At 68.4% G+C, this 12,918-nt stretch carries 11 protein-coding genes and 2 pseudogenes; 10 read left to right on the top strand and 3 right to left on the bottom strand.

Annotation, left to right across the window (positions count from 1 at the left end; translation table 11 throughout):
• Window positions 1-4: 4 nt before the first annotated feature.
• The 9 genes and pseudogenes from BO226_RS05380 to BO226_RS05340 form a co-directional block, all read left to right on the top strand.
• Window positions 5-208 (top strand): annotated as a pseudogene (locus tag BO226_RS05380) (acyl-CoA dehydrogenase family protein); the annotation flags it as partial.
• A gap of 201 nt (window positions 209-409) precedes the next feature.
• A complete protein-coding gene (glnT, locus tag BO226_RS05375; protein WP_064256414.1) occupies window positions 410-1,786 on the top strand; it encodes a type III glutamate--ammonia ligase in 1,377 nt (458 codons plus the stop codon).
• A gap of 41 nt (window positions 1,787-1,827) precedes the next feature.
• Complete coding sequence (locus BO226_RS05370) at window positions 1,828-2,715, top strand: glutamine amidotransferase (RefSeq protein ID WP_006551160.1); 888 nt, start codon at window positions 1,828-1,830, stop codon at window positions 2,713-2,715.
• A 53-nt stretch (window positions 2,716-2,768) separates the two neighbouring features.
• Window positions 2,769-3,467, top strand: coding sequence for a protein glxC (locus tag BO226_RS05365; protein WP_050993466.1), 699 nt, complete (start codon window positions 2,769-2,771; stop codon window positions 3,465-3,467).
• Window positions 3,468-3,513: 46 nt separating this feature from the next.
• The gene (locus tag BO226_RS05360) at window positions 3,514-4,842 is read left to right on the top strand and encodes an FMN-binding glutamate synthase family protein (protein WP_006551158.1); all 1,329 of its coding nucleotides are present in this window, start codon (window positions 3,514-3,516) and stop codon (window positions 4,840-4,842) included.
• Window positions 4,843-4,888: 46 nt separating this feature from the next.
• Window positions 4,889-6,118, top strand: a complete 1,230-nt coding sequence (locus tag BO226_RS05355) for an allantoate amidohydrolase (RefSeq protein WP_071934765.1) — start codon at window positions 4,889-4,891, stop codon at window positions 6,116-6,118.
• Window positions 6,119-6,679, top strand: a complete 561-nt coding sequence (locus BO226_RS05350; RefSeq protein ID WP_071934764.1) for a HutD family protein — start codon at window positions 6,119-6,121, stop codon at window positions 6,677-6,679. It abuts the gene before it with no gap.
• 57 nt (window positions 6,680-6,736) lie between these two features.
• Window positions 6,737-7,927 (top strand): NAD(P)/FAD-dependent oxidoreductase, encoded by a 1,191-nt coding sequence (locus tag BO226_RS05345; protein WP_006551155.1) that lies wholly within the window; start codon window positions 6,737-6,739, stop codon window positions 7,925-7,927.
• 128 nt (window positions 7,928-8,055) lie between these two features.
• Window positions 8,056-8,703 (top strand): helix-turn-helix domain-containing protein, encoded by a 648-nt coding sequence (locus BO226_RS05340; protein ID WP_024100581.1) that lies wholly within the window; start codon window positions 8,056-8,058, stop codon window positions 8,701-8,703.
• Between the two features lie 84 nt (window positions 8,704-8,787).
• Here the strand turns inward: BO226_RS05340 and BO226_RS05335 are convergent, their stop codons facing one another.
• Window positions 8,788-10,125, bottom strand: a complete 1,338-nt coding sequence (locus BO226_RS05335) for an ammonium transporter (RefSeq protein WP_019289054.1) — start codon at window positions 10,123-10,125, stop codon at window positions 8,788-8,790.
• 300 nt (window positions 10,126-10,425) lie between these two features.
• Between BO226_RS05335 and fdhD the strand changes: the two genes are divergently transcribed.
• Window positions 10,426-11,256 carry a formate dehydrogenase accessory sulfurtransferase FdhD gene (fdhD, locus tag BO226_RS05330; protein WP_071934763.1) on the top strand — a complete coding sequence of 277 codons (831 nt, stop codon included), beginning with the start codon at window positions 10,426-10,428 and terminating at the stop codon, window positions 11,254-11,256.
• Between the two features lie 9 nt (window positions 11,257-11,265).
• On the opposite strand, the gene BO226_RS05325 is transcribed toward fdhD, so the two are convergent.
• Both BO226_RS05325 and BO226_RS05320 read right to left on the bottom strand, forming a co-directional pair.
• On the bottom strand, window positions 11,266-12,447 hold the full coding sequence (locus BO226_RS05325) for an alpha/beta hydrolase family protein (RefSeq protein WP_071934762.1): 1,182 nt from the start codon (window positions 12,445-12,447) through the stop codon (window positions 11,266-11,268).
• 36 nt (window positions 12,448-12,483) lie between these two features.
• A pseudogene (locus BO226_RS05320) lies at window positions 12,484-12,901 on the bottom strand (SDR family oxidoreductase).
• Window positions 12,902-12,918: the final 17 nt, after the last annotated feature.

Genomic DNA, 12,918 nt, shown 5'->3' with positions numbered 1-12,918 from the left:
GGCGCGGGCGTCGTCGATGGCCCAACTCGAGGCGACGGAGGTCGCCAAGAACACGGCCCTCGAGTGCATGCAGATGATGGGCGGCTACGGCTACTCCACCGAGTTCGACATGGTGCAGCACGTGCGCGCGGCCCTCGGCGCGACGATCTACGGCGGAACCAACGAGATCCAGCGGGACATCATCGGGAACTCGTTCGGTCTCCGATAGAACCCTCGCTCACACGAACATCGCAGCGGCGGGACGGTCCTTCGACCGTCCCGCCGCTGTTTGTCGTTCGCATACAGGCGGTTTCCACGCCAAGCGTCACCGCGATCTCACGGTTGCGTAACACGCCCGTCATGGATACCGTGTTTCCTTCTATTCGACAGCGATTCCTACAGTGAAACTTCGTCGAACCGAGGAGCCCCCATGACGCTGGAAGCCACCGACACATCCGTGCTGCGCCTCCCGTCCACGAACGGCCGGTCCCCCGAGACCTCCGGCACCGCCGGTCTGGCCGAGCTCGCACACGCGACCGGCACCCGCTTCATCCTCGCCGTCTTCACCACCCTGTCCGGAAAGCCCTGCGCCAAGCTGGTTCCCGTCGAATCCGTCGACGAGCTCGCCACCGACGGTGTCGGTTTCGCCGGCTACGCCGCGGGCTCGATGGGCCAGGTCCCCAAGGACCCCGACCTGGTCGCCATCCCCGACGTCTCGTCCTTCACCCCCATCCCCTTCGTCCGCGAGGGCCTGGCGCTGGTCCACTGCGACCCCTACGTCGAGGGCAAGCCCTGGCCGTACGCCCCGCGGGTGATCCTCAAGACCGCGCTCGCGCAGGCCGCCGCCAAGGGCCTGAGCGTCAAGGTGGGCACCGAGATCGAGTACTTCCTCGTCCAGCGCGACGAGAACGGAACCCTGCGCACCGCCGACGCCCTCGACACCTCCCGCCAGCCCTGTTACGACGCCCGCGACGTCACCCGCATGTACGAGCACCTGACGTCGATCTCCTCGGCGATGAACACCCTCGGATGGGGCAACTACGCCAACGACCACGAGGACGGCAACGGGCAGTTCGAGCAGAACTTCCAGTACGCCGACGCCCTGACCACCGCCGACCGCGTCATCACCCTGCGTTACCTCATCTCCGTGCTCGCCGAGCAGCGCGGCATGACCGCGACCTTCATGCCCAAGCCGTTCGCCGATCGCACCGGCTCCGGGATGCACATGCACCTGTCGCTGTGGCAGGGCGACACCCCCGTCTTCCCCGACGCGAACGATTCCCGCGGACTCGGACTGTCCAAGACCGCCTACTCGTTCGTCGCCGGCATCCTCGAGCACGCCTGCGCCCTGCAGGGTGTCATCGCACCGACGGTCAACTCCTACAAGCGCACCGGCGCCACCAGCACCGCCTCCGGCGCCACCTGGTCGCCGCGTTACGCGACCTACGGCGGCAACGACCGCACCCACTACCTGCGCGTCCCCGACGCCAACCGCGCCGAACTGCGCGGCGGGGACGGCTCGGCCAACCCCTATCTCGCCACCGCCGCGACCGTCGCCGCCGGCCTCGACGGCATCGAACGCGATCTCGATCCCGGCGAGCCGGGCACCGGCGGCACCGCCACGCTGCCGATGACGCTGCTGCACGCCATGGACGCCCTCGAGGCCGATCCGGTGGTCTCCGGCGCACTCGACGCAGCCGGTGCGGGCGTTGCCGACTACTTCGCCTCCCTCAAGCGCGAGGAGTTCTTCCACTGGCACAACACCGTGACCCCGTGGGAGATCGACAGCTATCTGACCGCTTTCTGACCACCGACTTCTTCCAAACCCATCGAACAGGAGAGACGACCATGTGCGGAATCGTCGGACTTCATCTGCGAGACGCCTCGCTCGAGCCCCGGTTGGGCAGCCTGCTGACCGGGATGCTCGGGCAGATGGTGGACCGCGGACCGGATTCGGCGGGCGTCGCCGTCTACGGCAACCCGGTCTTCTCCCCCGCCGGGGAGTCGTCGGTCTCGGTGCTCGACGCACCCTCGGACCTCGCCACCGCCGTCGGCGATGCACTGGGTGTGACCGTCGGGGCGCTCGATCTCGCCCCCACCACCGTGCTGCACGCCCCCGTCCCCGCGACCCTGCTCGCCGACACCGTCCGCACGCTGGCCCCCACCGCGACCGTCATCGGTTTCGGCGACGACGTGACCGTCCTCAAGGGCACCGGCGATCCCCGCGATCTCGCCGAGACCTTCGGCCTGCCCGCCGCCTCCGGCCGGCAGGGTGTCGGCCACACCCGCATGGCCACCGAATCCGCCGTCACCGCAGCAGGATCGCACCCCTTCGCCGTCGGCCCCGACCAGTGCCTCGTGCACAACGGCTCGTTCTCCAACCACCTGTCGATCAAGCGCGAACTCGAGGACGAGGGCGTGGTGTTCGACAGCGAGAACGACACCGAGGTCGGCGCACGCTTCGTCGCCAAACACCTCGCCGAGGGCGCCGATCTCGAGAAGGCACTGCGTCTGCTCGGTGAACGCTTCGACGGCTTCTACACCCTGCTGGTGTCCACCTCCGATTCCTTCGCCGTGGTCCGCGATCCGATCGCCTGCAAGCCCGCGATCGTCGCCGAGTGCGACGCCTACGTCGCGATGGCCTCGGAATTCCGCGCCCTGGCAGGACTTCCCGGCATCGCCGACGCCCGCATCTTCGAACCCGAACCGGACCGGGTCTACGTGTGGCGACGCTGACCGGCCGCGCGAATCCCGACTCCGCCGTCCCGATCTCATCCCCGGAGGCAATCATGACCACCGACACCCTGCTCCCGACCGCCACCTACGACCTGGCGACGACCACTACCCGCGAACTCAATGCGGCACTGCACGCGATGGAGGCCCCGGCCTCGATCGAGGTGGTGAACCCGCAAGGCGCCCACGCACTCGCCTGCGGCCTGAACCGGCCGATCGACGTCCGCATCGACGGCCACGTCGGCTACTACGCAGCCGGGATGAACCAGCACGCCCACGTGACCATCGATGGCAACGCCGGCGTCGGGGTCGCGGAGAACATGATGTCGGGCAGTGTGCGCGTCACCGGCGACGCCTCGCAGTCCGCCGGTGCGACCGCCCACGGCGGGCTGCTGGTCATCGAAGGCAACGCCGCCGCACGCTGCGGCATCTCGATGAAGGGCGTCGACATCGTCGTCGGCGGTGACATCGGTCACATGAGCGCCTTCATGGGACAGGCCGGCCGACTCGTCGTCCTCGGCGATGCCGGTGAGGCCCTGGGCGATTCACTGTACGAGGTGCGGATCTACGTGCGGGGCAGCGTCGCCTCGCTCGGTGCGGACTGCGTCAAGAAGGAGATGCTCCCCGAGCACATCGCCGAGCTGCAGGAACTGCTCGACACGGCCGGTTTCGACGCCGACCCGGCCGAGTTCACCCGCTACGGCTCGGCCCGGCAGCTCTACCACTTCCACGTCGACAACGCTTCGGCCTACTGAGAGCCCCCGACGTTCTTCCGCCCGCTCGACCCCCGAGGAGACTTCCATGACCTTCCAGCCCGGACTGCGTGAGTCGGCCACCTTCGACCGCAACGTCATCCACGAGATCCAGCGCGCCGCCGCGACCGGCATCTACGACATCCGCGGCTGGGGTGCCAAGCGCAAGGTTCCCCACTTCGACGACCTGCTCTTCCTCGGCGCGTCCATGTCGCGTTACCCACTCGAGGGCTACCGCGAGAAGTGTGAGACCGACGTCGTCCTCGGCGACCGCAACGCGAAGTACCCGCTGCACCTCGACATCCCGGTCACGATCGCCGGAATGAGCTTCGGTGCGCTGTCCGGTCGCGCGAAGGAGGCCCTCGGGCGTGGCGCCAGCGAGGTCGGCACGTCCACCACCACCGGCGACGGCGGCATGACCCCGGAAGAACGTGGCCAGTCCAAGCACCTCGTCTACCAGTACCTTCCGTCGCGATACGGCATGAACCCCGACGACCTCCGCAAGGCCGACGCCATCGAGGTCGTGCTCGGCCAGGGCGCCAAGCCCGGTGGCGGCGGCATGCTCCTCGGGCAGAAGATCACCGAGCGGGTCGCGGGGATGCGTACCCTGCCGGTGGGCATCGACCAGCGCAGCGCGTGCCGGCACCCCGACTGGACCGGCCCCGACGACCTCGCCATCAAAATCCTCGAACTGCGCGAGATCACCGGCTGGGAGAAGCCGATCTACGTCAAGGTCGGCGCGACCCGCACCTACTACGACGTCAAGCTCGCCGTGAAGTCCGGCGCCGACGTCGTGGTGGTCGACGGGATGCAGGGTGGCACCGCTGCCACCCAGGACGTCTTCATCGAGCACGTCGGCATCCCGACCCTGGCCGCGCTCCCCCAGGCGGTGCAGGCCTTGCAGGAGATGGGTGTGCACCGCACCCCGGGCGGCGTGCAGCTGATCGTCTCGGGCGGTATCCGCTCGGGCGCCGACGTCGCCAAGGCGATGGCCCTCGGCGCGGACGCCGTCGCCATCGGCACGGCCGCGCTGATCGCCCTCGGCGACAACGATCCGAAGTACCAGGCCGAATACGAGAAGCTGGGCTCCGCAGCCGGTTTCTACGACGACTTCCAGGACGGCAAGGACCCCGCCGGCATCACCACGCAGGATCCCGACCTGCAGGCCCGCTTCGATCCGGTAGAGGGTGGCCGCCGCCTCGCGAACTACCTGCGGGTGCTCACCATGGAGGCCCAGACCATCGCCCGGGCGTGCGGCAAGTCGCACCTGCGCAATCTCGAACCGCAGGACCTCGTCGCGGTCACGATGGAGGCCGCCGCGATGGCTCGGGTGCCCCTGGCCGGCACCGACTGGATCCCCGGCCGCAGCGCCTTCTGACCGTGGCGACAGGCCTGCCACCGCACTTCCCGAGAGGACACAAGATATGACCGCCTTCGACACGCTCTGGGCATCGATCCTGGATGTCGGTAAGCATCCGATGACCGGGGGCTACCGCCGATTCGCTTGGAGCGACGCCGATCTCACTCTCCGCGAGTGGTTCCGCGGCTGCGCCGCCGAGCGCGGCATGGACGTCGAAGAGGACCGGAACGGGAACCTGTGGGCGTGGTGGCTCCCCGTCGGCTGGGAAGGCGATCCCACCGACGCCTTCGTCACCGGTTCGCACCTGGACTCGGTGCCCGACGGCGGCGCGTTCGACGGACCACTCGGCGTGGTCTCGGCGTTCGCCGCGGTCGATCTGGTCCGGGAGCGCGGCATCGTCCCGACCGTGCCGATCGCGATCACCGCGTTCTCCGACGAGGAGGGTGCCCGCTTCGGTGTGGCTTGCGTGGGCAGTCAGCTCACCACCGGGGCGCTCGCTCCGCAGCGTGCGCTCGGCCTGCGTGATCGTGACGGAATAACGTTGGCCGATGCCATGACCCGCGCCGGTCGCGTGCCCCAACACATCGGCACCGACCCCACCCTCGTCGACCGGGTCGGGGTGTACGTCGAACTTCACGTCGAACAGGGCCGGGCCCTCGACCTCGTCGATGCACCGGTCGCGGTCGCGTCGTCGATCTGGCCGCACGGCCGATGGCAGTTCACCTTCACCGGTGAGGCCAACCACGCCGGAGCCACGCGCCTGGTGGACCGCCGCGACCCGATGCTCGCCTACGCCTCGTCGGTGCACAGCGCCCGCTCGTGTGCCGCGGCGGCCGGTGCGGTCGCCACCTTCGGCAAACTCGAGGTGCTGCCCAACGGGGCCAACGCGATCCCCTCCGAGATCAAGGCCTGGCTCGACGCTCGCGCCGCGGACGAGGAGACCCTGACGACGCTGGTCGCCGAGATCGAGGCCGAGGCCCGCAAGCACTGCCTGCCGGACGAGATCGGACTCGATGTCTTCGCCGAATCGATCACCCCGATCGTCGAGTTCCCGGCCGGACCGCGCGAACGGTTGCGCCGCGCGCTGTCGCATCTCGGGGACATCCCGGTACTGCCCACCCAGGCGGGACACGACGCGGGCATCCTCTCGGAGAAGGTTCCCACCGCAATGTTGTTCGTGCGCAACCCCACCGGTGTCTCGCATTCACCGCACGAGTTCGCCGAGGCCGACGATTGCAACATCGGAGCGCAGGCGCTGGCCGACATCATGGCGGACTGGACGACGGGCAGTTAGGTGGCCGCGCAGGTGATCCGGTCCGGCGAGCGGCGGCGGGTGCCCTGGCGCAACGGCGCCGGGATCACGGAGGAGGTCGCGACCGGACCCGACGGCTCCTCCGGCCGTCCGCTGTGGCGGATCAGCGTGGCCGAGCTGGGCTCCGAGCCCAGCGAGTTCTCGGCCTTTCCCGGCACGGAACGGATCTTCACCGTCATCGGTGAGCACGGCGCCGACCTCGACTCGGGCCACGGACCCCGTTCGCTGGATCCGTGGCGTCCACACTCGTTCGCCGGTGAGGACGCGCCCCACTGCGTCCCCCGAGGCGCCACCCGTGCATTCAATGTCATGACCGAGCGCGGGGGCGCCACTGCGGCCGTCGGGTACTTCGCGCTCGACACGGTGTGCGACACCGCCGCAGATGGTGTCACGGCCCTCTACGTGCGATCGGGCTCGGTGCAGGCCGGTACCGAACGAGCTGCGCCCGGGGACTGCGTCCTGATCCGCGGCGAGGCCGTCACCCTACGAGGCTCGTCGGCCACCGGACTACTGGTCCGCATCGAACCCACTTCCTCCCTCTGACATCGACTCCCCCACCGACCTCCTGATTCGGAGGCCGACCGAACAAAGGATCCTCAGGTGACGGACACGACCAAGTTTCTGATCGTCGGCGGCGGCCTCGAAGGCCTGGCCATCGCCTACTCCCTCGCCGACCGCGGCGAAACCGACGTCCTCGTCCTCGAGCGCGATACCCTCTGCTCGGGCATGACCGGTAAATCGAGCGGCGTCGTGCGGTGCCACTACGGCACCCCTTCGCTGGCCGCGATGTCCTGGTACGGCGTCGATATTTTCACCAGGGCGACCGAAATCTTCGGCGACGACATGGCGTTCCGCCGGTGCGGTTACGTCGTCGGTGTCGCGGAGAACAACGTCAAGCCGCTCGAGGCGAACATCGAGATGATGCAGGGCCTGGGCATCGCCACCGAACTCATCTCCCACGACAAGATGGCCGAACTGTGGCCGGGCCTGAACCTCGACGATTTCGCCCTGTTCGCCTACGAACCGCTCGGCGGTCGCGGCGAGGCCTACATGGCGGGAATGGCGTTCGGTGCAACGGCACGTCGGATGGGCGTGAAGATCCGACAGAGCACCCCGGTGGTGTCGTTGCTGCAGAACGCCGCGGGCCGGGTCTACGGCGTCACTCTCGCCGACGGGTCCGAGGTGCACGCCGAGCAGGTCGTCGTCGCGGCGGGACCGTGGACGCCGGCACTCGTCGCCGGTGTCGGCGTCGACATCGACGTCCGGGCGCAGCGCGCGCAGTTGGTTCTCGTCGACCAGGGTGTCCCGACCCCGGAGGTGCCCGTGCTGTCCGATCTGGCGGGTCTGCAGTACATCTGCCGTGAGCCGAACGGTGAACTCCTGGTGGGCAATTCCGATCATCAAACGCCGCAGTACATCGATCCCGACAAGTACGTGAACCGCGCCGACGACTCGACGATCGAGAAGAACATCATGAAGCTCGGCAACCGCCTTCCCGACATGCCGGACCCGCGGATCACCAGTTCGTACGTCGGTGCCTACGACGTCACCGAGGACTACAACCCCGTCATCGGTCCGGCACCTGTCGAGGGTCTGTTCCTGGCGACGGGATTCTCCGGGCACGGATTCAAGATCTCCCCCGCGGTGGGCAAGCTGGTCGCCGACCTGCTGATCGACGGGAAGACCGACCTTCCGAACGTGAACCCGGACGACTTCCGTTTCTCCCGCTTCGAGGAGGGTGATCTGCTCCTGAGTCTCAACCCCTACGAAGGCGCCGGCGAGATGCGCTGATCCCCACCTACTCAGCACTCGTGCCCTCCACGGACCCGGCCGGATCCCTGTCGTCCGGATCTGTGGAGGGCACCGCCATGTCTGCATTGCGGCGTTCACCACCGGTGGACACACGCTACGCTGACGAGATGGCCAGCCCAGATCGTCCCGTCCTGTACGACGATTCCGGACGCGAAGTTCCGCGCGGCACCCCGACGGGTGTGGATCTCGAGCGCGCGATCGCCCACCAGGTGCGGTCGTTGCGGCTGGCCAGCGGCCTGTCCGTCGGCGACATGGCCGCGAAGGTGGGGATCTCCAAGGCGATGCTCTCGAAGATCGAGAACGCCCAGACCTCGTGCAGTCTGTCGACGCTCGCCCGGCTCGCCGTCGGCCTCGACGTCCCCGTCACCTCGCTCTTCCGGGGCGCGGACGCGCACCGCGACGCGGTGTTCACCAAGAACGGGCACGGCGCCGAGATCGTCGGTCGCGGTACGCGGGTGGGCCATCACTACGAACTGCTCGGCGCGCTGCGGGGACAGCACAAGAGACTCGAACCGGTGCTGGTGACCCTCACCGATGCGAGCGACGTCTTCCCGCTCTTCCAGCATCCCGGCACGGAATTGCTGTACATGCTCGAGGGCGAGATGCTCTACGGCCACGGCGATTCCGAGTACCACCTGCAACCGGGCGACGCCCTGCTCCTCGACGGCGAAGGGTTGCACGGACCGAACGAGCTGCTGAAGCTGCCCATCCGATTCCTCGCCGTCACGGCGTATCCCGACAATCACCAGCCGTGAACGACCGGCAACCGTGAACACGACGGAGCCCTCACCGCCCGGTGCGGTGAGGGCTCCTGCCGTTCGATCGGTGAAGCTCGCCGGTCAGGACTTGGGCACGATCACGTCGCGATCCTCGGCGAACGCCTCGGGACGCAGCGTCGACGGACCGGTGGGTGAGAACGAGTCCATCACGTAGGCCGTCTCCCCATGGACCGGGACGTCGATGCCCCGCATCTCCGTCTCGGTGTCGACCCGGATGCCCATGATCTTGTCGAGCGCCTTCGCGATCAGGAAGGTCACCGCGAACGAGTAGGCGAACACCGCGGCCATCGCGACGATCTGGCGTCCGAGGAAGTCGATCCCGCCGCCGAAGAACAGACCGTCGACACCGGCCGGCGCGGCGGCCGTCGCGACGAAGGCGATGAGGGTGGTGCCTACGACGCCGCCCATGAGGTGGATGGCAACGACGTCGAGTGAGTCGTCGTAGCCCATGCGGAACTTCCAGCCCACGGCGAAGCAGCCGACGGCACCGGAGACCACGCCGATCAGCAGGGCACCGAGCGGGGACACGAGGCTCGCTGCGGGCGTGATGCCCACGAGTGCGGCGATCACGCCCGAGATGGCACCGAGCGTCGTCGCGTGCTTCTCCTTGATGCGTTCGACGATCAGCCAGCCGAGCAGGCCGGCCATCGCGGCGACGAGCGTGTTGAGGACGACGACACCGGCCGTGTGGTTGGCGCCGCCCGCCGAACCGCCGTTGAAGCCGAACCAGCCGAACAGCAGGATTCCGCCACCGAGCACGACGAGGGGCAGGTTGTGGGGACGTGCCACGTGCGGGAATCCACGGCGGCGACCGAGTGCGATGGCGAGTGCCAGCGCCGCGACACCCGAGTTCATGTGCACGGCGGTGCCGCCGGCGAAGTCGTGGGCGGCGAGCGTGTTGGCGATCCATCCGCCCTTCGTGCCCGCTTCCTCGTCGTCGAAGGCGAAGACCCAGTGCGCGACCGGGAAGTAGACGAGGACGACCCAGATGCCCGAGAACACCAGCCACGCCGAGAACTTCATCCGGTCCGCGACACCACCGGCGATGATCGCCACCGTGATGCCTGCGAAGAGGAGGTGGAAGGCCGCGGTCAGTGCGGCGGGCATCCCTCCGTCCGGGTCCTCCTCGAGCAGCGAGCCCAGACCGATGTCGGTGAAGGGATCGCCGATGAGGCCGAGGCCCCCGACGCTGTCACCGAGCACGGCGGCCGGACCGAACAGCACCCACAGGACGGCCGTGACGGCGAATCCACCGAACACCATCATGATCATGTTGAGCGCGCTCTTGACTCCGAGCATGCCGCTGTAGAACAGCGCCAGGCCCGGAACCATCAGTACGACTGCTGTGAACGCCGCCAAAACCCAGGCGGTATCGGCGGCCGCGAGTGCCTGTTCCATATAAGTCCACCCTGTTCGATCTCGGGGTTCACGACCCCTACGTCAGTCGGTGACCCACATTCATCACCGTCCCCTGAGAGTGGACCCACTCTGTAATGTCCCTGCGAGGCGCGGGTGAACTTCGTGTAACGCCACCGCAGTTCACCGGACGGGGATGCCGTTGCGTCCGGGCAGGCAGTATGGAGGACGAGACGCCGCATCCCGCGGTGTGCACAACCTGTGCCACCCGGGTATCCCTGCCCTGCCCGGGTTCCGCGGGAACGACGGCTCGAACCGCTGCACGCATCTGGGAGGTAGACGATGGGACGGGTCACGACACGTCGACCGGTACTGCGCATCACTGCGGACAGGGCGACGCGACGTCCCGACACCCTCGCCGTCGAGGAACCGCTCGAGATCAGGGTCGGCGGTGAGTCGCTCACCATCACGATGCGCACCCCCGGTCACGACGTCGATCTCGTCCACGGATTCCTGCTGGCCGAAGGGATGATCGGCAGTCGCGAGGACATCGCCGCCGTTCGCTACTGCGACGGGGTGGACGAGAGCGGCGCCAACACCTACAACGTTCTCGACGTCGCCCTCGCACCCGGCGTCACCGTCCCCGAAGGGACGGGGCGACGCGCATTCACGACGACCTCCGCGTGCGGGGTGTGCGGGAAGAACTCGCTCGACGAGGTGCGCACGCGCACGCGATATCCACTGAAGGATGCCGGCACCACCTGTATCGGAACGCACACCCTCACCGAACTGCCCGACACGCTGCGTCGGCACCAGCAGGTCTTCGAGTCGACCGGCGGTCTGCACGCGGCCGCACTGTTCACCCCCGACGGGGCGCTGCTGGCCCTGCGCGAGGACGTCGGCCGGCACAACGCCGTCGACAAGGTGATCGGCTGGGCCCTGACCGACAACCGGGTGCCGCTCTCGCACAGCGTGCTCATGGTGAGCGGACGCGCCTCGTTCGAACTCGTGCAGAAGGCGGTCATGGCCGGGATCCCCGTGCTCGCGGCGGTCTCGGCGCCGTCGTCGCTGGCCGTCGATCTCGCCGCGGAGTCCGACCTCACCCTCGTGGGCTTCCTCCGCGGCGACACGATGAACGTCTACACCGTCCCCGAACGCATCAAGACCGACTGATCGGCGGCATCAACCGCACGTGCCGTCCTGCGCCTCGCCCGCGCGTACTCCGTCGACGAACGCCCGCACGTCGTCGACGGACTCCTCGAGTACCGCTCGGTGATCGGCTCCGTCGTATACCCGATAGCTCAGGTCGGCTCCGTTGCCGCACAGCGCCGCGGTCACCTGATCGGTGACCGGACGCAGTACCAGCGCGTCGTCGCTTCCCTGCACGACGAGCGTCGGCACCCTCAGGGTGAGCGGTTCGACCTCCTGACCGGCGTAGTACTCACGGAGCGGTTCGAGGTCCGCATCCGGAGCGAACACCTGATCCACCGGTACCGTGCTCGCCACCTCGCGGATGTCGTCCATGCACCCGGTGCGCGCGGCGTCGAGCAAGGGGCGCGAGGCGTCGGTGAGCATCGCGTCGGCGTCGATGCTCGGGTCCGCCGCCTGCGCTCCGAGCAGCAGCACCGGCAGGAACCCGAGCGCCGGACCGATCGCGGGTCCGGCGGTCGCGTAGTACTCGGCCGTCTCACTCGTGCGACTGCCCGGGGCGAAGGCGACCGCGCCCTGCAGTTCGAGTTCAGGGGCGCGTTCCGTGCCACGAGCCGCCGCATACAGCGCGGCGTGCCCGCCCTGACTGTGTCCCATCGCGATCCATCGGGTACCGATAGCCGGATCGAGTTGACGAGCGGCACGCACGATGTCGACGACACTGTCGGCTGCGCTGTCTCCGTTCATGTAGGGATGTCCGCCCGGTGTGCCGAGGCCTTCGTAGTCGGTCTGGACCACGGCGTAGCCGTCTGCGACCCACCGGTCGAGCATGGCAGTCGTCCTGCTGATGTAGGAGTGGGCGGGACCACCGGGGGTGTCGGCGGACGGCGCACAGGCGTCACCGACCCCGGTGGTGCCGTGCGCCCAGCTGATCACGGGCCAGCCTCCGGCGGGCGCTTCTCCCTCGGGGATCGCGACCGTGCCCGAAACGAGGGTGGGGCGCCGATCGGCACCATCGGACAGGTAGGTGATCAGATGCGTTCGCGACGCGCTGGGAAGCGCCGCCGTACCGGTGAGGGTGCGTTCGGTGACGAGGGAGCCGGGTCCCCCGGCAGTCTCCTCGGCGTCGTCGCCGGAGCCGGAGCAGGACGTGATGCCGAGCATCGACGCTGCGGCGAGTACTGCCATCACACGCCGGGAAGTACGAGAGAGCATGAATCCTCCGTTGGGATGTCAGTCCACGTTCGGCGCTCACTGCACGCCGTTGACGTGGCTACCGCCGTCGACGAACAGCGTGTTGCCTGTGGGATAGCAGGAGTCGTCGCTCGCGAGAAAGGCTGCGACCGTGCCGATGTCGTCGAGAGGGTCGCCGATGCGGCCCATCGGGTTCGCCGCGGCCTGCGTGGCGGCCATCTGCGGGTCGGCCGCCGCCACCCGTCGGTATGCCGCGCTCTGCACGCCGGGGCAGATCACGTTGCAGCACAACTGTTTCGGCGCCCATTCCCGAGCCGCAGTACGGTCGTGCTGCGCAGTGCCGAATTCGCGCACCGCGGCATCCACCATGGCGTGCACCTGTTCGCGGTCGGTGACGTCGGTCGGGACGAAATCCGCGGCCGATCCCCATCCCGGCGCCGGTGACGATCGCCACCCGCCCGTCCAACTTCCCCATGCCGTTCCTTTCCGATA

Origin of the sequence: Rhodococcus sp. 2G, from assembly GCF_001886355.1 — a bacterium.
GTDB classification, from domain to species: Bacteria; Actinomycetota; Actinomycetes; order Mycobacteriales; family Mycobacteriaceae; genus Rhodococcus; species Rhodococcus pyridinivorans.
Note: the sequence above shows the minus strand (reverse complement) of the source record. Positions and strands in the feature narration are given on the sequence as shown.